Origin of the sequence: Sphingomonas sp. HITSZ_GF (assembly GCF_029543155.1) — a bacterium.
Lineage (GTDB): Bacteria > Pseudomonadota > Alphaproteobacteria > Sphingomonadales > Sphingomonadaceae > Sphingomonas.
In genome coordinates, this window is record NZ_JARQXA010000001.1 from 252,711 (window position 1) to 269,849 (window position 17,139).

General features: G+C 68.9%; 20 protein-coding genes. 11 read left to right on the forward strand and 9 right to left on the reverse strand.

The genetic code is table 11. The features are described 5' to 3' along the window. Positions 1-17 precede the first annotated feature (17 nt). The gene (gene serB, locus P6144_RS01230; RefSeq protein WP_277765906.1) at positions 18-896 is read left to right on the forward strand and encodes a phosphoserine phosphatase SerB; all 879 of its coding nucleotides are present in this window, start codon (positions 18-20) and stop codon (positions 894-896) included. A gap of 58 nt (positions 897-954) precedes the next feature. On the opposite strand, the gene P6144_RS01235 is transcribed toward serB, so the two are convergent. Both P6144_RS01235 and P6144_RS01240 read right to left on the reverse strand, forming a co-directional pair. Continuing rightward, entirely contained in the window at positions 955-1,755 is an 801-nt protein-coding gene (locus tag P6144_RS01235; protein ID WP_277765907.1) for a MipA/OmpV family protein, read from the reverse strand. 67 nt (positions 1,756-1,822) lie between these two features. Continuing rightward, entirely contained in the window at positions 1,823-2,761 is a 939-nt protein-coding gene (locus tag P6144_RS01240; protein WP_277765908.1) for an SPOR domain-containing protein, read from the reverse strand. A gap of 175 nt (positions 2,762-2,936) precedes the next feature. Between P6144_RS01240 and P6144_RS01245 the strand changes: the two genes are divergently transcribed. The 3 genes from P6144_RS01245 to P6144_RS01255 are packed head-to-tail and all read left to right on the forward strand — an operon-like array spanning position 2,937 to position 5,621. Beyond that, a complete protein-coding gene (locus P6144_RS01245; RefSeq protein ID WP_277765909.1) occupies positions 2,937-3,650 on the forward strand; it encodes a ParA family protein in 714 nt (237 codons plus the stop codon). Continuing rightward, a complete protein-coding gene (locus P6144_RS01250; protein ID WP_277765910.1) occupies positions 3,650-4,237 on the forward strand; it encodes a hypothetical protein in 588 nt (195 codons plus the stop codon). The genes P6144_RS01245 and P6144_RS01250 overlap by 1 nt, the downstream gene beginning before the upstream one ends. 10 nt (positions 4,238-4,247) lie before the next feature. Further along, complete coding sequence (locus P6144_RS01255) at positions 4,248-5,621, forward strand: SPOR domain-containing protein (protein WP_277765911.1); 1,374 nt, start codon at positions 4,248-4,250, stop codon at positions 5,619-5,621. Positions 5,622-5,687: 66 nt separating this feature from the next. Here the strand turns inward: P6144_RS01255 and P6144_RS01260 are convergent, their stop codons facing one another. The 3 genes from P6144_RS01260 to P6144_RS01270 all read right to left on the reverse strand — a co-directional run bounded on the left by P6144_RS01260 (position 5,688) and on the right by P6144_RS01270 (position 7,452). Further along, complete coding sequence (locus P6144_RS01260) at positions 5,688-5,903, reverse strand: hypothetical protein (RefSeq protein ID WP_277765912.1); 216 nt, start codon at positions 5,901-5,903, stop codon at positions 5,688-5,690. Positions 5,904-6,010: 107 nt separating this feature from the next. Further along, positions 6,011-6,757, reverse strand: coding sequence for a siderophore-interacting protein (locus tag P6144_RS01265; RefSeq protein WP_277765913.1), 747 nt, complete (start codon positions 6,755-6,757; stop codon positions 6,011-6,013). Further along, entirely contained in the window at positions 6,757-7,452 is a 696-nt protein-coding gene (locus P6144_RS01270) for a class I SAM-dependent methyltransferase (protein ID WP_277765914.1), read from the reverse strand. Before P6144_RS01270 ends, P6144_RS01265 begins: the two co-directional genes overlap by 1 nt. 120 nt (positions 7,453-7,572) lie before the next feature. Here P6144_RS01270 and P6144_RS01275 point away from each other — a divergent pair, with 120 nt between their 5' ends. The 3 genes from P6144_RS01275 (at position 7,573) to P6144_RS01285 (ending at position 9,022) form a co-directional block, all read left to right on the forward strand. After that, positions 7,573-8,385, forward strand: a complete 813-nt coding sequence (locus P6144_RS01275) for a helix-turn-helix transcriptional regulator (protein WP_277765915.1) — start codon at positions 7,573-7,575, stop codon at positions 8,383-8,385. 62 nt (positions 8,386-8,447) lie between these two features. After that, positions 8,448-8,633 (forward strand): hypothetical protein, encoded by a 186-nt coding sequence (locus P6144_RS01280; protein ID WP_277765916.1) that lies wholly within the window; start codon positions 8,448-8,450, stop codon positions 8,631-8,633. After that, the gene (locus P6144_RS01285) at positions 8,630-9,022 is read left to right on the forward strand and encodes a DUF1801 domain-containing protein (protein ID WP_277765917.1); all 393 of its coding nucleotides are present in this window, start codon (positions 8,630-8,632) and stop codon (positions 9,020-9,022) included. Before P6144_RS01280 ends, P6144_RS01285 begins: the two co-directional genes overlap by 4 nt. 211 nt (positions 9,023-9,233) lie before the next feature. On the opposite strand, the gene P6144_RS01290 is transcribed toward P6144_RS01285, so the two are convergent. The 4 genes from P6144_RS01290 to P6144_RS01305 form a co-directional block, all read right to left on the reverse strand. Beyond that, complete coding sequence (locus P6144_RS01290) at positions 9,234-10,418, reverse strand: amidohydrolase family protein (protein WP_277766745.1); 1,185 nt, start codon at positions 10,416-10,418, stop codon at positions 9,234-9,236. Positions 10,419-10,548: 130 nt separating this feature from the next. Further along, positions 10,549-11,538, reverse strand: coding sequence for an aspartate carbamoyltransferase catalytic subunit (locus P6144_RS01295; RefSeq protein WP_277765918.1), 990 nt, complete (start codon positions 11,536-11,538; stop codon positions 10,549-10,551). 50 nt (positions 11,539-11,588) lie between these two features. After that, on the reverse strand, positions 11,589-12,050 hold the full coding sequence (gene ruvX, locus P6144_RS01300) for a Holliday junction resolvase RuvX (protein ID WP_277765919.1): 462 nt from the start codon (positions 12,048-12,050) through the stop codon (positions 11,589-11,591). Between the two features lie 122 nt (positions 12,051-12,172). Next, on the reverse strand, positions 12,173-13,270 hold the full coding sequence (locus tag P6144_RS01305) for a DUF3089 domain-containing protein (protein ID WP_277765920.1): 1,098 nt from the start codon (positions 13,268-13,270) through the stop codon (positions 12,173-12,175). A 175-nt stretch (positions 13,271-13,445) separates the two neighbouring features. On the opposite strand from P6144_RS01305, the gene P6144_RS01310 reads away from it, so the two are divergent. Genes P6144_RS01310 through gatA form a run of 4 tightly spaced genes read left to right on the forward strand, consistent with a single transcriptional unit; the run spans position 13,446 to position 17,134 of the window. Beyond that, complete coding sequence (locus P6144_RS01310) at positions 13,446-15,200, forward strand: DUF4153 domain-containing protein (protein WP_277765921.1); 1,755 nt, start codon at positions 13,446-13,448, stop codon at positions 15,198-15,200. Positions 15,201-15,243: 43 nt separating this feature from the next. Next, a complete protein-coding gene (gene gatC, locus P6144_RS01315) occupies positions 15,244-15,531 on the forward strand; it encodes an Asp-tRNA(Asn)/Glu-tRNA(Gln) amidotransferase subunit GatC (RefSeq protein ID WP_277765922.1) in 288 nt (95 codons plus the stop codon). Further along, entirely contained in the window at positions 15,531-15,653 is a 123-nt protein-coding gene (locus P6144_RS01320; protein ID WP_277765923.1) for a hypothetical protein, read from the forward strand. Before gatC ends, P6144_RS01320 begins: the two co-directional genes overlap by 1 nt. Next, the gene (gene gatA / locus P6144_RS01325) at positions 15,650-17,134 is read left to right on the forward strand and encodes an Asp-tRNA(Asn)/Glu-tRNA(Gln) amidotransferase subunit GatA (RefSeq protein ID WP_277765924.1); all 1,485 of its coding nucleotides are present in this window, start codon (positions 15,650-15,652) and stop codon (positions 17,132-17,134) included. The genes P6144_RS01320 and gatA overlap by 4 nt, the downstream gene beginning before the upstream one ends. Positions 17,135-17,139 lie beyond the last annotated feature (5 nt).

Consider the following 17,139-nt stretch of genomic DNA (forward strand, 5'->3'; position numbering starts at 1 on the left):
TATCAAAGGGGACGCAGGTGTTCATTGCGACGCTTATAGCAGACGGTTTGACCGCGGGGCAGCTTTCGGAAGCGGCCGACCGGCTGGCTTCGGTGCAATGCGCGCCGGGCAGCTGGCGCTGGATCGACGAAGGGCGCGCGGCGGACCTCGAGTTCGCGATGCATCCCGATGCGGCGCGCGGCGCGCTTGAGGGGGCGTTCGCGGCGACCGACGTAGCGGTGCAGCCGGCCGAGGGGCGGGCGAAGGCGCTGCTGATCGCCGACATGGATTCGACGATGATCACCGTCGAGTGCATCGACGAACTGGCCGATTATGCCGGGATCAAGGCGCAGATCGCCGACGTGACCGAGCGGGCGATGCGCGGCGAGCTGGATTTCGGCGCGGCGCTCGATGCGCGGGTGGCGCTGCTCAAGGGACTTTCGGAAAGCGCGATCGCGCAGTGCCTGGCCGAGCGGGTGAAGCTGATGCCCGGGGCGAAGGCGCTGGTGCGGACGATGCGCGCGCGCGGCGCAACCTGCGTGCTGGTGTCGGGCGGGTTCACCCGCTTCGCCGAGCCGGTGGGGGGTGAGATCGGCTTCCACCGGATGATCGCCAACCGGCTGGTGATCGCCGATGGCATGCTCGACGGGACGGTGGAGAAGCCGATCGTCGACAGCAACACCAAGCTCGAGACGCTGCTGGCGGTGCGCGCCGAGCTGGGGCTGGCGGCGCACGAGACGCTGGCGGTGGGCGACGGCGCCAACGACCTGGCGATGATCCGCGAGGCCGGGCTGGGCGTGGCGTACCACGCCAAGCCGATCGTCGCCGCGGCGGCGGGGGTGCGGGTGGACCATGGCGATCTGACCGCGCTGCTCTATGCGCAGGAGATACCGGCGAAGGAGTGGGTGACTTCCTAGTCCTACCTTCTTAGCCCTCTCCCGCGAAAGCGGGAGAGGGCTAAGAAGAAGAGGCCCCTCAGCGCACGCCCTTGCCGAAGGTGAAGCTGAGTGCGGCGCCGCCGGAGAACTGGTCGCGGCTGCCGATCGTGCGGGTGATCGGGCTGTCGGCGCCGTCGCCGGTCAGGCGGTCGTACTTGGCATAGGCATAGACGCCCCAGCGCTTGCTGAGCTGGAAGGTCGAAGTGGCGGTGGCGCCATAGGCCTGCACCCAGCTGCCGTCGGCGCGATAGACCGGCAGGCCGGTGCGCGCCGCGACCGCGGGGGTGACGTCGAAATAGGCCTGGCGATACTTGTTGTCGGTCACGGTGATGCGCGGGCCGATCGCGAACAGCCATTTGTCGCCGCTCCGCGCGACATAGTCGAAGCCGGCATTGCTGATCAGGCCGCCATGGCCGTTGACGCCCTGGCGCAGCTCGACACGGGCGCGCAGCGGCCTGGCCAGCCAATATTGCATATAGCCGCCGAGCTCGATCGTGGTGCCGACCTCGTCGATCGCGATGCCGGCGGTCTTGCGGCGGCGCGCGCCCTGGAAATTGGCGGCGGGGCCCATCTCGAAGCGGCCGCTGTCGATCATCGGCACCGCGAAGCTCTCGTCCGCCGCCTCGAAGGGAAAGGGATTGTCGCCGCGCGTGACGGCGACGTCGACCAGCGGGCTGAGGCGGAGCTTGTCCTCGCCCGGATAGCTGGGGGTGAATTGCGGGCCGAGCGCGACGCGGTAGCGCCGCGGCGGCTTGTTCTCCTCGTCCTGCGCATGGGCGGGGAGGGCCAGCGCCAGCACGGGGGCGGCGAAGAGCAGGTACGCGTGGATACGGTTCATGGCGCTGAAACGCCATGAACCGGATTTTGTTGCAACTGCGATATGACCGGCCGGTCTGGCTTTGCGGCTAGTTGCTGACCGGCACGCAGGGGCTGACCCCGCGGCAGGCGCCGGCGGCCTCGCCCTTGCTGGCGAAGGGGCCGACCAGCACCTTGGTAAGGCTGCCCGCCTTCACATAGCTGACCGAGCGGCCGGGGAAGCGGCCGCCGACCTGGCTCCACAACTTGCGGGCATTGGCGGGATCGCCGAACGCGCCGAGCTGGAGGCGCCAGCCGCCGTCGCGGATCGCCGCGGCGGGGGCCGATGCGGCGACCCTGACCGGCTCGGGCGCGGGCGAGGTAGCGCGCGGCGGGGTGCGGACGGGCGGCGTGCGGACCGGTGCCTGGCTGCTCGCCACCGCGACCGGCGGCATCGCGCCCGGCAGCGGCGGGCGGTTGGCCTCTTCCTCATATTTGCGCGCGAGAGTGAGGCCGGCCTGGCGGTCCTGCACGCTCATATATTTGTCCATCTGCGACAGCGCGCCCGAGGCTTCGGCCAGGCCCGATTGCGAGGAGCGGGTGACCAGCGCATAGGCGCGGATCCAGTCCTTCTGGACGACGTCGCCGTTGAAATACATCGTGCCGAGCACATACTGGGCGCGCGGATCGCCGCGGCCGGCGGCACGCTGGAGCCAGGGCTGGGCGGCCTCGCGCTTGCCATTGGCGAAGAGGGCGAGGGCGTAGCTCGCCTCGGCCTGCTCATGGCCCTGGGCGGCGGCCTTGCCATACCAGAGCTCGGCCTGGGTGAGATCGGCGGGGACGCCGCGGCCGAGCTTATAGGCCTGGCCGAGATTGAACTGCGCGTCGCTGTCGCCCTTCATCGCAGGGCTGCGCCAGCGATCGACGGCGCCCTTGTAATCGCCGCGCTCCCAGGCCTCCACGCCGGCCTTGACCGGGTTCTCCTGCGCAAGCGCGGGCAGCGCGGCAAGCGCGACACCGGCAGCAACGACGTAACCAAAGACCTTCATTCGAACCCGACTCCCGCCCCCGCAAGATTGGATAAATGCCCGTTTACCATCGTCGGGGAAAGAAATCCTTACCGGGTGCGCCCTCAGGAGAATCCCGGGGCGGAACGCCGTTAACGCATTCTTAGACGACGCCGTGGCATTCGACCCTTGGGTAAATAGTATCTCGAGGGGGTTCATGCGCGTTCTGGCGATGGCATCGCAGAAGGGCGGATCCGGCAAGACGACCTTGTCGGGGCATCTGGCCGTGCAGGCGGAACGGGCGGGCTGCGGCCCGGTCGTGCTGATCGACATCGATCCGCAGGGGTCGCTGGCCGACTGGTGGAACGAGCGCGAGACGGATCTTCCCGCCTTCGCGCAGACCACGGTCGCGCGGCTGGCCTCGGACCTCGAGATCCTGCGCCAGCAGGGCTTCAAGCTGGCCGTGATCGACACGCCACCGGCAATCACCATGGCGATCCAGAGCGTGATCGCGGTGGCCGAGCTGATCGTGATCCCGACGCGCCCGAGCCCGCACGACCTGCGCGCCGTGGGCGCCACGGTCGATCTGTGCGAGCGCGCGGGCAAGCCGCTGATCTTCGTGGTCAACGCCGCGACGCCCAAGGCGCGGATCACCAGCGAAGCCGCCGTCGCGCTGTCGCAGCACGGCACGGTCGCGCCGATCACGCTCCATCACCGCACCGATTTCGCCGCCTCGATGATCGACGGCCGCACCGTGATGGAAACCGACCCCAAGGGCCGCTCGGCCGCCGAGGTCGAGGCGCTGTGGACCTATATCAACGACCGGCTGGAGAAGAACTTCCGCCGCACCGTGTTCGCGGCGCCGACCGCGGTCAGTCACTTCGGCGCGGCGCGCCCGGCGGGCGGCTTTGGCCGCCGGGTGGTGAGCTGATGCTCGGCACGCCCAAGCCTACCGCCTCGCTCTCGTCCAGCCTGCTCGCCCGCAAGGGGCAGGCGCGCCCGGCGATGCGCCCCCAGGGGTTCGTCGGCCTCAACCCGGCGACTGCCCAGGAGGACCTGGGCTGGAACGACATGGGCGAGGATGCCTATGCCCAGCAGTTCGCGCCCGATCCCACGGCCAAGCCGCCGGTGCTCCGCCAGATCGAGGAGCTGGACGAGCGGCTGAGCCAGAGCGAGCCGGTTCCGGCCCCCCAGGCCGTGATCGAGCATCACCTGACGCCGGAGCCCCAGGCGCTCGCCGCGCCGGTGGTGCCCGCCGCCGTCGCTCCCGTCACCACCAAGCTGCCTGCGCTGGGCACTGCCGCCGCCGAGCGGGTCGCCCGCGAAGTGGCAAAGAAATCCAAGGCGGCGTTCACGCTCCGCCTCGACAATGACCGGCATTTGCGACTGCGCCTCGCATCCGCCGTCACCAACCGTTCGGCGCAGATGCTCGTGACCGAGGCGCTCGACGCCTTTCTGGAATCGATCGCCGAGGTCGAGGCGCTGGCGCGCCAGGTCGGCCCCGGGACGAACCGCTGAGGAAGATGCAATGAAGACCCGTAGCAAGCTCCTGATCGGCCTTTCGGCGCTCGCCGCCGGAAGCACGCTGGCGGCCGGCATCGCGACGCAGGGCCTGGTGCTCTCCGCGTTCGCGAGCGACGCGCCCAACGCGAAGAAGGCGGCGCAGGAAGCGGCGGCGGCGCGCAAGGCGATCGCCAAGCGCAAGGCCGGCGACGCGGTGGCGCATGCCGAGCTGGCCGTGGCGAACGACCCGCAGAATGGCGACTATCGCGCGCTGCTCGGCCAGGCCTATCTGCTCGCGGGCCGCTTCGCCTCGGCGAACCAGGCGCTCGGCGACGCGCTGACGCTCAACCCGGGCAATGGCAGCGTCGCGCTGAACCTCGTCCTCGCCAAGATCGCCGGCGGCGACTGGTCGGGCGCGCGCGAGATGCTGAACACCCATCAGGACACCATCCCGGCGAGCGACCGCGGCCTGGCCTATGCGCTGGCCGGCGATCCCGTCACGGCGGTGCAGATCCTCGAGCCGGCCGCCCGCGCCGAGGACGCGACCGCCAAGACCCGCCAGAACCTGGCGCTGGCGCTGGCGCTTTCAGGCCGCTGGTCCGAAGCCAAGCAGGTCGCCTCGGTCGACGTCGCGCCGGACCAGCTCGGCCCGCGCATGATGCAGTGGCTGAGCTTCGCCCGCCCGGTGAACGCCTATGACCAGGTCGCGACGCTGCTCGGCGTGACGCCGGTGGCCGATGGCGGCCAGCCGCAGCGCCTGGCGCTGGCGCAGCAGAATGTGATGCTCGCCGCGGCCGCGACCCAGCCGGTGCAGACCCCGGCGCAGGATCCGGTCGATACCTATATGCCGGGCGTGCCCGCGGGTGCTGCGGCGGTTGTCGCCGAGGCGCCTGTCGAGGCCGCAGCGCCTGTCGAGGTCGCGTCCGCCGAGGTTGCACCGGTTGCCGGCACCAATGCCGGCGTCGTGTTCGGCCCGCGTGCCGAGATCGTCCAGTCGGTTCCGACCCGCGCAGTCGCGGCGCCTGCGGCCACCGCTTCGGTGAGCGCGCGTGCGCCCAAGCTCTTCGAGAAGAACGCCGCCGTCACTGCAAAGCCGGCCAAGGGCAATTTCTACGTCCAGCTCGGCGCCTATGTGAGCCCGGCCGTCGCGCGCGACGCCTGGGGCCGGATGGGCAACCGCGTGCCCGCGCTCGGCAGCCAGACGCCGTACGGCGCCAAGGTCTCGACCAAGGCCGGCAATTTCTATCGCCTGTCGGTGGGCGGCTATGACCGCAGCGGCGCCGACGCGCTGTGCCGCCAGGTGAAGGCGAGCGGCCAGACCTGCTTCGTGCGCTCCGGCGCCGGCGACGCGCTCGCCGAATGGGCCAAGCCCGGCCGCGCGCGCATGGCCTCGCGCTGACCAGTTTTCCCACTCCCATCGGGAAATAGGAGAGGCCGGGGTGGCGACGCCCCGGCCTTTTTCGTGTCAGTCCTTGGCCTTCGATGCCCCGGCGAAGTGATTCCAGAGGAGTCCGGCGAACACGCCGACGCCCAATGGTATCAGCCAAAGCTGATACGGGCTCATGAACTGCAGGAAGAACATGAGGAAGGCGCCCGCGACTATCTCATCGGGGGCGAGACCGCCCATCCACAGCACAAAGCCGAGAGGGAATGCCAGGAAGGCACCTGCGAGCGCGATCAATCCTCTGACCCAGGGTTCCATGGCATGCCACCGAGCAATTCGAGGCGTCCTATCCGACAGTCTTGCAGAGGCGATGCAGCCGGCACGGAATTTCCGGCAATCCCCTCTCAATCCAGCCCGGTCTTGCCTGGGGCCCAATAGGCCTTGGTAATCACCCGGGAGGATGGCACGCCCAGCGCCTTGAGCGCGTGGCGCAGGCGCTGGACCATGCCGGCGCGGCCGGCGAGGACGAAGCCGGCATCGGCGGCGATCAGCGCGGGAAGGGCGGCTTCCATCGCGGCGACGTGCGATTCTCCGGCCCGGCGGGGATAGAGGGCCATCCGGCCGACGCCGAGCTGATCGGCGACCTTGCAGACCGCGCCCGAATCCTCGACCTCGAAATGGCTGGTGATGCGCCTGCCCTGGCGGGAAAGGGCATAGGCCAGGCCGATCGCCGTCTCATCGCCGAACAGCGCGAGCGTGCCGGGCAGGCGACCCGCGTCGAGCGAGCCGCGCGGGCCGAACAGGTCGCAGGCGTCGCCCGGGCGGGCATCGCGCACCCAGGCGCTGCCCGGGCCCTCGCCATGCGCATAGCCGAGGATGCAGGTGCGCCCGGCCACGCTATTCCACTCGATCGGCGTGTAGGTACGCGTCATGAATGCCGAGCCCATCGCGACCTGGAGCTTCTGCCCCGGAGTCCAGGCGACGCCGGCGAGCGCGGGGCCCTCGATCGTGATCAGGCGGAAGCGATCGCTGAGCTCTTCATTCGCGACGATCGCGGCGGGCTTCATCAGCAGGCGGCGCAGCGCCTGGTCGATCCGGCCCGGCGCCTTGGCGGCGGGGGCGGGACGCTCGGGGGAATCGGGAGCAAGCATCACAGGGTCCTCACGGTGAATTCGTTGCCGCGGCCCTCGTCCACCGGAAGCGGTTGCGAGACATAGCCGTTGGCGGGATTGCGGACATAATCGAGATAGGCGGGGTCGAAGGCGTTCTCGCCGAGGATCACCGCGCCGGGCCTGAGGAACGGCTCGATCAGCCTGAGCACGGGAAGGTAGAGCGAGAAGGCGCCATCGACGAGCATCAGATCGACCGTGCCGCCCGGATCGGCCAGCGTCTCACGGGCGTCACCGACGCGGATCTCGACCAGATCGGCGAGCCCGGCGGCCTCGAGATGGGCGCGGGCGCGCGCGGCCTTGGCCGGCTCGATCTCGCTGCCGATCAGCCTGCCGCCGCCATTGTCGCGGATCGCCGCGGCGAGATAGATCGCCGAGACGCCCATCGAGGTGCCGAACTCGACGATGCGGGTGGCGCCGCGGGCGCGGGCGATCGCATAGAGGAAGCGGCCGAACACCGGCGAGACGGCAAGGAAATTGCTGGCATATTCGCGATAGACCGCACCCAGATCGGCGCGCTCCTCCGCCAGGATCGTCTCGACCAGCGCATCGATATTGCCGTCCTGCGCCTCGACCTTGTCCATCATCGCGCGGAAATGGGCTTCGTCGGTGGCGGTGGCTTCGTCGTGCAGCGTTGCGAGCAGGCGGGCGACGGGCCCGTCGGTCAAAGTCGTCACGTTCTGTCCTTTCGCGAGGGGCGAGAAGAGTCTCGACCGGGCTCTGGAAAGTTGATAACCGCTCGCAATAACGGCGTCATTCCGAAGGTTGGCCAGAATGTTATTCAAAATGGACAAGTCATGCCGATCCTGACCAGCAAGGCCGACAAGGCGGACTGGCTCGATCCCGACGAGGTGCCGCGGCCGGTGGTGACCTATGGCGCGGCGATGAAGGATGTCGGGGCGTTCGAGCTGGAGCCGCACCGGCACCGCAAGGGTCAGGTGCTGCTCGTCTATCGCGGCGCGCTGACCTGCGAAGTCGATGGCGGGCTGTGGCTGGTGCCGCCGCGCAGCGCGGTGTGGATACCCGGCGATGCGCTGCACAGCATCAAGGCATCGGGGGTGCTCGAGGGCTATAATGCGTTCGTCGCGCCCGAAGTGGCGGCGAACCTGCCGGCGACCTGCTGTGCGATCTCGGTGACGCCGCTGCTGCGCGAGCTGCTCGTCCGCTGCGCGCATCTGCCGGTGCTCTACGAGGAGAATGACGCCAACGGACGGATGGTCGCGGTGCTGCTCGACGAGCTGGCGCGGGCGCAGGTGGAGGACCTGCACTTGCCGATGCCGAGCGATTCGCGGCTGCGGCGGATGGCCGAGGCGATGATCGCCGCGCCGAGCGACCGGGCGACGCTGGAGGTGTGGGCGAAGCGCGCCGGGCTGGGTGCGCGGACGCTGGCACGGACGATCGTGCGCGAGACGGGGATGAGCTTCGGGCGCTGGCGCCAGCAGCTGGCGGTGATGCTGGCGGTGAAATGGCTGGCCGGCGGCGCATCGATCCAGCAGGTGGCGGGGGACCTGGGCTATGAGAGCGTGCCCAGCTTCGTGACGATGTTCGGCAAGGTACTGGGCACGTCGCCGGGGCGCTACATGGCGGAACGGCACGCGGGGCGGGATTGACTCATCGATAACCGGGTGGTTATGGGAATGCATAACCCAATGGTTATTTGAGAGGGCAGGCCATGATCCGTCAGATCCACCGCTGGAGCGGTTTCGTGTTCAGCATCGCCGCGATCGTGAACATCGTCGCGGTGATCCTGAAGAGCAATGCGCAGTGGCTCGGGCTGGTGGCGGTGGTGCCGCTGCTGGTGCTGTTGCCGACGGGGCTCTACATGTTCGCGCGGCCCTATCTGGCGAGGAACGCATGAGCGAAGACAAGACCGCAGCCGAACAGATCGACGCCCGCATCGGGGCGCTGGACGACTGGCGCGGCAGTACGCTCGCCCGGGTGCGCGCGATCATCCATGCAGCCGATCCCGAGGTGGAGGAGACGTGGAAGTGGCGCGGCGTGCCGGTGTGGGAGCATGCCGGGATCATCTGCACCGGCGAGACCTACAAGGCGGCAGTGAAGCTCACCTTCGCCAAGGGGGCATCGCTGGCGGATCCGAGCGGGCTGTTCAATTCGAGCCTGGACGGAAATGTGCGGCGCGCGATCGACATCCATGAAGGGGAAGCGATCGACGCGGCGGCATTGAAGGCGCTGGTGCTGGAGGCGGTGGCGGCGAATTTGGCGAAGCCGGCAAAGAGTAAGAAGTAGGGCGCGGCTTTCCGTTCTTCCCGTCACCCCGGCCTTGTGCCGGGGTCCACTATGCCTCCCACTCCGCGCTTGGGCCTCTTGTCTGTCACTTGTCTTCCGGTGGACCCCGGCACAAGGCCGGGGTGACGATGGCGTGCGCAGGGGAAGAGCCGCATGCGATCCCGGCTTTCGCCGGGATGACGGTTTGAGGCACCGCGACGGCGGCCTTGGCCTATTCGATCTCGCGGCCGCCTTTGAAGACGCGGTGGACCTTGCCCTGGACGGGGAGCCCGTCGAACGGGGTGTTGCCGGCGCGGGCCTTCATCTTCGTGCTGTCGATCGCCCAGGGGGTGTCGGGCGCGAACAGGATGAAGTCGGCGGGCTTGCCGGGGGCGAGGCTGCCAGCGTCGAGGCCGAGGATGCGCGCCGGATTGGCGGCGAGCAGCTCGAACAGGCGCTCGATCGTCAGCGTGCCGTCGCGGACCAGGCCGAGCGACAAGGCGAGCAGCGTTTCGGCGCCCGACATGCCTTCCTCGGCATCGGCGAAGGGGAGGCGCTTGCCCTCGGGCCCGCGCGGATCATGGCCCGAGGCGATCACGTCGATCGTGCCGTCGGCGAGCGCGGCGCGGACCGCCTGGCGATCGCCGTCGCTGCGCAGGGGCGGTGAAAGCCGGGCATAGGTGCGGTAGTCGTTCAGATCGATGTCCGACAGCAGCCAGTGCGCCGGGGTGACGCCGCAGGTGACCTGCACGCCGCGGCGCTTGGCCTGGCGGACCAGGTCGAGCCCGGCGGCGGTGGTGACCTGGCGGAAGTGGATGCGCGCGCCGGTATCCTCGGCCAGCATCGTGTCGCGGGCGATCGCCAGCGCCTCGGCGATGGCGGGGGCGGCGGCGAGGCCGAGCAGCGTGGCGGTGAGGCCTTCGGTCGCCACCGCCTCACCGGCGAGGCCGCTGTCCTCGGCATGGGCGATGACGGTGAGGCCGCAATCCTTCGCATAGGCGAGGATCTTGCGCATCACGCCTGCGCTGGAGACCCAGCGGCGGCCGGTGGCGACGGCCTTGGCGCCGGCGCTGGCGTTGATCGCCATCTCGGCGAGGTCGGCGCCTTCGAGCCCACGCGTGGCGGCGGCCAGCGGGTGGACCCACAAGTCCGGCTTCCCCATCAGCGCGGCGCGGCGGATGATGCCGGGATCGTCGAGGATCGGCGACTGATCGGGCATCAGCCCGACCCGGGTGATGCCGCCGGCGCGGCAGGCGGCACGATCGACCGCGAACACGCCGAGATCGATGATGCCGGGGGCCAGGGTGAGGCCTTGGCCGTCGATGCTTTCGGCGCCGGCAGGGGCGTCGGCAAGGATGGTCTCGCCGTCGAACGCGAAGCCGGTGGCGCCGCCGAGCACGCGGACGTTTTCAAACACGGTGCTCACGCTACTACTCCTGCGGCATCCATTCCCTCGTCATCCCCGCGAAGGCGGGGATCCATTGGCGCCGACGGTATTGAATGGATCCCCGCCTTTGCGGGGATGACGGTGAAGGGGGGGAGGTAGCTCATGCCCAGCCCTCCACGCCGCGCTCGGCTCTGGTGAGGACGTCGAGGCAGGCCATGCGGACCGCCACGCCCATCTCGACCTGCTCGGTGATCGCGCTGCGCTCCGGATGGTCCGCCACCGAGCTGTCGATCTCGACGCCGCGGTTCATCGGGCCGGGGTGCATGACCAGCGCGTCTTCCCTGGCGCGGGCCAGGCGTTCGGGGGTGAGGCCGTAGCGGGCGTGGAACTCGCGGGTCGACGGGATGAAGCCGCCGGCCATGCGCTCGTTCTGGACGCGCAGCATCATCACGACATCGGCGCCTTCGAGCGCGGCGTCGAAATCGGTGAAGGGGGTGACGTAGAGCCCCTCGATCGCCGGGGGCATCAGGGTGGAGGGGGCGACGACGCGGACCTCTGCACCCAGCGAGGTCAGCGCCAGCATGTTCGAGCGGGCGACGCGGCTGTGGAGCAGGTCGCCGCAGATCACCACGCGCTGGCCGGCGACGCTGCCGCGGCGGCGGCGGATCGTCAGTGCGTCGAGCAGCGCCTGCGTCGGGTGCTCGTGCCAGCCGTCGCCGGCGTTGAGCACCGGGCAGTCGACCTTGTCGGCGATCAGTTGGACCGCGCCTGAGGCCATGTGGCGGATGACGATCACGTCGGCGCGCATCGCATTGAGCGTCACCGCGGTGTCGATCAGTGTCTCGCCCTTCTTCACCGAGCTTTGCGCGGCGTGCATGTTGACCACGTCGGCGCCGAGCCGCTTGCCCGCGATCTCGAAGGAGAGGAGCGTACGGGTGCTGTTCTCGAAAAAGGCGTTGATCTGGGTGATGCCCTCGAGCCGGCGATCGCTGCGCGCGCGCGAGCGGTTCGCCTCGATCCACTGCTCGGCCTCGTCGAGCAGGAACATGATCTCATGGGGCTGAAGACCCGCAATGCCGGTGAGGTGCCGGTGCGGGAAGACGGCGCGGCCCGGTATCTGGGCAGCGGGGCGATGATCGGAGGCTTGCATTAAAGCCGTCGCCTAGACCGGGACAGGCGGGTGCGCAAGGCCGCCGGTGGCTAGACGTTGACCAGCGCGTCGATCGCCGCTTGCAGGATGTGCGCGGCGGCCATGTTGTCGATCATCTCGGCGCGGCGGGCGCGGCTGAAATCCTGCTCGATCAGCGTGCGCTCGACTGCGACGGTGGACCAGCGCTCGTCCCACAGCAGGATCGGCATGCCGAGATCGTCCATGTTGCGGGCGAAGGCACGGGTGGACTGGGTGCGCGGGCTGTCGGTGCCGTCGAGGTTGAGGGGCAGGCCGATCACCAGGCCCATCACCTGCTGCGCGGCGATCAGCGCCTGGAGCTGGGCCTTGTCCTTGGAGAATTTGGTGCGGCGGACCAGTTCGGCCGGGCTGGCGAAGCTCCAGCCGGCGTCGCACAGCGCGGTGCCGATCGTCTTGGTGCCGACGTCGAGGCCGATCAGGCGGCCGCCGTTCGGGAGCGCAGCGCGGAAATCGGCGGAGGCGGTGGTGATCATCGCCCGTCACTACCCCCAATCGTCATCCCGGCGAAAGCCGGGATCTCGTGCGGTGCCTTCCCAGCGCCTTTTCCTGAGATCCCGACTTTCGCCGGGATGACGGGGGTGGGGCGGGATGAGGGCTATTTGGAGAATGCCTTCAACCGGCGCTCGGCATCGGCGCGGATATTGGCCCAGAACAGGCTGTAGTCGAACACGTGATAATTGTTGCCCGGCAGCACATAGGGGCCGAGGTCGGGCGGGGTGGTGCCGATCATCAGGAAGCCGCGGCCCTCGCAGCGCGCCGGCACCAGGTTCTTGCTGAGCACCGCGCTGGTCAGGTCTTTGCTCGGCAGCAGGCCGCCGAGATTGGCCTCCGCGCCGGCGCTGTCGTTGGGCTTGCCGGTGAGCGGATTGGTGCAGACCATCGGCGTGCCCTTGCGCGGCAGGCCGGTGAAGCCGTTGGTCTGGTCGAAGGTATCGAGGATCAGCGAGGGATCGGCGGGATCCGAGAAGCTCTGCCACGAGAGGATGCAGCCGCTCTCGTCCGGCCCCGCGCAGGCGGGCAGGCCGAGCCTGGGCAGATCGGCGGTGATCGAGACGGGCCAGCCGACGACATAGGCCGCGACGATGCGCTTCGCGAGCGGCGTGCCCGCGACGCGCTCCGCAAGCAGGCGAGTGAGGTGGAGCGCGCCCTGGCTGTGGCCGGCCAGGATGATCGGGCGGTTGCCGGCTTCCTTCAGGAACTGGTCGAACGCCGCCGCCACGTCGCGATAGGCGAAGTCGAGCGCCTGTTGCGCCTGCTGCTTCGAAGTGAGGAAGGCGCCGAAGGTCGCCTGGCGATAGCGCGGCGCCCAGACCAGCCCGGCGCCGTTGAACGCGCTGGCCTGGCCGCGCAGGAACAGCTCCGCCCGGCTGTTGGCGGTGGCGTCGTTCAGAGGAGCGTTCCAGGCTGAGCGATCGAGGAACGAGGTCGGGTGGATGAAGAACACCGCGGCGGGCGGGTTCTCGGCCGGCGTGAAGCCAGCGGGCGTCCACAGCGCCGGGTTGCCGGGCTTGTCGGGACGGGCGAGCCATAGGTCGGCCTTGGAATAGTCGCCCGGCGGGGAGAGCTGGACCACATTCGCGCTCGGCACCATCGCCTGGCGGAGGAGCTCGATGCCCCAGAATCGGAATGCGAAGGTGGCGGCTGTTGCGAGCACTATGAGTCCTACGATGCCGTAGAGGAATTTACGGGCCAAGCCCCACTCTCCATTGTGCAATGCAGCATAAAGCCGGTTTGTTGCAATCGCATTCCCTTCGGGCACGATTGCCGCGGATGCAACCGTACATGCAGATTGCAGCCCTTCTGCATCGGAAATCCACTTTACCGGGCGGCGGCGATCGGGAAGCATCCGCGCCAGAGGGAGAGCGTGCATGGAAGAGATCGATCGCGGCGCCGAAGGGGCGCCGGAACGCTGGGCGGCACGGCCGCTGCTGCTGGCCGGATTGGGCCTGGCGACGGGGATCGTCGTCCACCTGATCCTGGGCAAGAGCCAGATCTATGAAAACAGCCTGGGCACGGTGCAGGCGGCGCTGGTGCTGGGCGTGACGCTGGGCGCGGCGCTGATCGGCTTCACGATCGAGCGGCGGCTATGGTGGGCGGCGCTGCTGTTCGGCGGCGTGATGGGCCTGTTCGGCTATCTGATCATGCTGGGCAACGGCGCGCCGGGCGGCTGGGGTGCCGGCGAAGAGTGGCGGCTGTTGAGCCTGGTGCTGGCGCTGGCGATCGCGGCACCGCTGTTCCAGGCGGCGCGCGACGAGGACACGCTGCGTCCCTCCTATAGAGGCGTGCACGACCATGTCTGGGCCAATATCGTGCTGTGGTTCGCGAGCTGGCTGTTCGTGGCGATCGTCTGGGTGATGGCGGTCCTGCTTTCCGAGCTGTTCCACCTGATCCGGATCGACTTCGTTCGCGAGCTGCTGGGCAAGGACTGGTTCGGTCGGGCGATGACCGGGCTGGCGTTCGGATCGGCGCTGGGCCTGCTGCGCGAGCATGATGTGGTGGTGCGCACGCTTCAGCGCGTGGTGGCGATCGTGCTCGCGGTGCTGGCTCCGGTGTTGGCGGTGGGGCTGGCGCTGTTCCTGATCGCGCTGCCCTTCACGGGCGTGCAGGCGCTGTGGGACGCGACATCGGCGACCACCCCGCTGCTGCTCGCCTGCGCGGCGGGCGCGCTGATCCTCACCAATGTGGTGATCGGGCGCGAGGATGCCGACGAGCGCCGCAATCCCGCGTTGCGCTATGCCGCGATGGTGCTGGCGGCGGTGATCCTGCCGCTGGCGGTGCTCGCCGCGGTGGCGACCGGTCTGCGCATCGGCCAATATGGCTATACGCCCGAACGGCTGTGGGGCGTGGTGTTCGTCGGCATCGCGCTCTGCTGGGGCGCGGCCTATTTCGTCACGCTGGTGCTGCGCCGACGCGGCTGGGCGCGGCAGGTGCGCCCGGCGAACCTGGTGCTGGCCTGCCTGGTCTGCCTGCTCGGCTTCGTGCTGGCGACGCCGCTGATCAGCTTCAACGCGATCTCGACGCGCGACCAGGTCGGGCGGCTTGAATCGGGGAAGATCGCTCCCGACAAGTTCGATTGGCCAGCGCTCGCGTTCGACTTCGGCAAGCCGGGCCGGGACGCGCTTACGCGGCTGCGCGGCTCGTCCAACGCGGCGGTGCGCGCAGAGGCCGTCAAGGCCGCGAGCGCCAAGACCCGCTGGGATCTGGCCCGGTCCGATGCACGCCCCGATCCGGCAGATGCGGTGGCGCGTAACGCGCGGATGCTGCCCGCGGGCGCGGTGTTTCCGCAGGGCCTGATCGATGTGCTGAGCACCAGCTATCTTTGCCATGCGGAAAGCCCGTGCACGGTCCTGATGCTGTCGGCGAACGAGGCGGTAGTGTTCGGCCGGCACTGCTTCGCCGAAAACAATGCCGATGCCAAGCCCAACACCTATCCGTGCCTGGGTGGCGACCGCTACGTGCTGTCGGAGGGAAGCTGGGCGGAGGCGCAGGATACAGGCGTGCTGACGCCGGCGGAACGGGCGGCGGCAGCCGCGGCGTACAAGGAAGGCAAGATCGAGGTGCGCACCGTGCCGCGCAGGCAGGTTTTCCTGGGTGGCATGCCGGTCGGCGCACCGTTCGAATAAGCCAGCGCTTGAAGGCGGGAGGCGCCCCTGTTAGGCGCCTCCCATGTCCGTCGATACCGCAACCGTGAAGAAGGTGGCGAACCTGGCCCGCATCGCGATCAGCGATGCCGAGGCCGAGCGTCTCGCACCCGAGCTCAACAACATCCTGGGCTGGATCGAGCAGCTCGGCGAGGTCGATACCTCGTCGGTCGAGCCGATGACCGCCGTGATCCCCAATCATCTGCGCCTGCGCGAAGACGTGGTCACCGAAGGCGCCCAGCGCGACGCGGTGCTGCAGAACGCGCCGCAGGGCGAGCACGGCTTCTTCACCGTGCCGAAGGTGGTCGAATAATGGTCATCGCCTTCAACCCCGTTCGCCCTGAGCTTGTCGAAGGGCTGTCCTTTTCTTCTCCTGTCGGCGCCAAGGAAGAACGGCGCTTCGACAAGCTCAGCGCGAACGGAGAAGTGAAGTGAGCGAAATCACCGATCTGGGCGTTGCCGCGCTGCGCGACGGCGTGCGCACCGGCAAGTTCTCGGCGCGCGAAGTGGCCGATGCCTTCATTGTCCAGGTGAGCAAGGGCAAGGCGCTCAACGCCTTCATCGTCGAGACGCCGGAGCATGCGCTGACCGCTGCCCGTGCTGCCGACGAGGCGATCGCCAAGGGCGAGCCGCTCAAGCCGCTGTCCGGCGTGCCGCTGGGCATGAAAGACCTGTTCTGCACTAAGGGCGTGCAGACCACCGCCGCCAGCCACATGCTCGAAGGCTTCAAGCCGGTCTATGAATCGACTGTCTCGCAGAAGCTGTGGGACGCCGGCGCGGGCATGCTCGGCAAGCTCAACCTCGACCAGTTCGCGATGGGCTCGTCGAACGAGACCAGCTATTTCGGCAACGTGATCTCGCCCTGGCGGCGCGGCGGCGGCGACAATGCCCCGCTGGCGCCGGGCGGTTCGTCGGGCGGCAGCTCGGCGGCGATCTCCGCACGGCTGGTGCCGGGCGCGACGGGCACCGACACCGGCGGCTCGATCCGCCAGCCCGCGGCGTTCACCGGCATCAGCGGCATCAAGCCGACCTATGGCCGCTGCTCGCGCTACGGCGTGGTCGCCTTCGCCTCGAGCCTCGACCAGGCCGGGCCGATGGCGCGCGACGTGCGCGACTGCGCGATCCTGCTCGAGAACATGGCGGGCTTTGATCCCAAGGACTCGACCTCGCTCAACCTGCCGGTGCCCAATTGGGAGCAGGCGCTTTCGGGCGACCTGAGCGGCAAGAAGATCGGCATTCCCGCCGAATACCTGATCGACGGCATCCCGACCGAAATCGCCAAGCTGTGGGAAGCGGGCATCGCCTGGATGAAGGATGCCGGCGCCGAAGTGGTGGAAGTGAGTCTTCCGCACACCAAGTATGCGCTGCCGGCCTATTACATCATCGCGCCGGCCGAGGCTTCGTCGAACCTCGCCCGCTATGACGGCGTGCGCTACGGCCTGCGCGAGTTGGCCGAGGGCCAGAACCTGCAGGAAATGTACGCGGCGACGCGTGCGGCCGGTTTCGGCGATGAAGTGAAGCGCCGCATCCTGATCGGCACCTATGTGCTGTCGGCGGGCTTCTACGACGCCTATTTCACCCAGGCATCGAAGGTGCGCAGCCTGATCGCGCAGGATTTCGACAATGCCTTCTCGATGTGCGACCTGCTGCTGACGCCGACCGCGCCTTCGGCTGCCTTCGCGCTCGGCGAGAAGTCGGACGATCCGCTGGCGATGTACCTCAACGACGTGTTCACCGTGCCGTCGAGCCTTGCCGGCCTGCCGGCGATGAGCGTGCCGGCCGGGCTGGATGCCGCCGGGCTGCCGCTGGGGCTGCAGATCATCGGCCGCCCGCTCGACGAGCAGGGGGTGCTGAACGCGGGCCTAGCGATCGAGCAGCGCGCGGGCTTCGTCGCGCGGCCGGAGCAATGGTGGTGAGATGA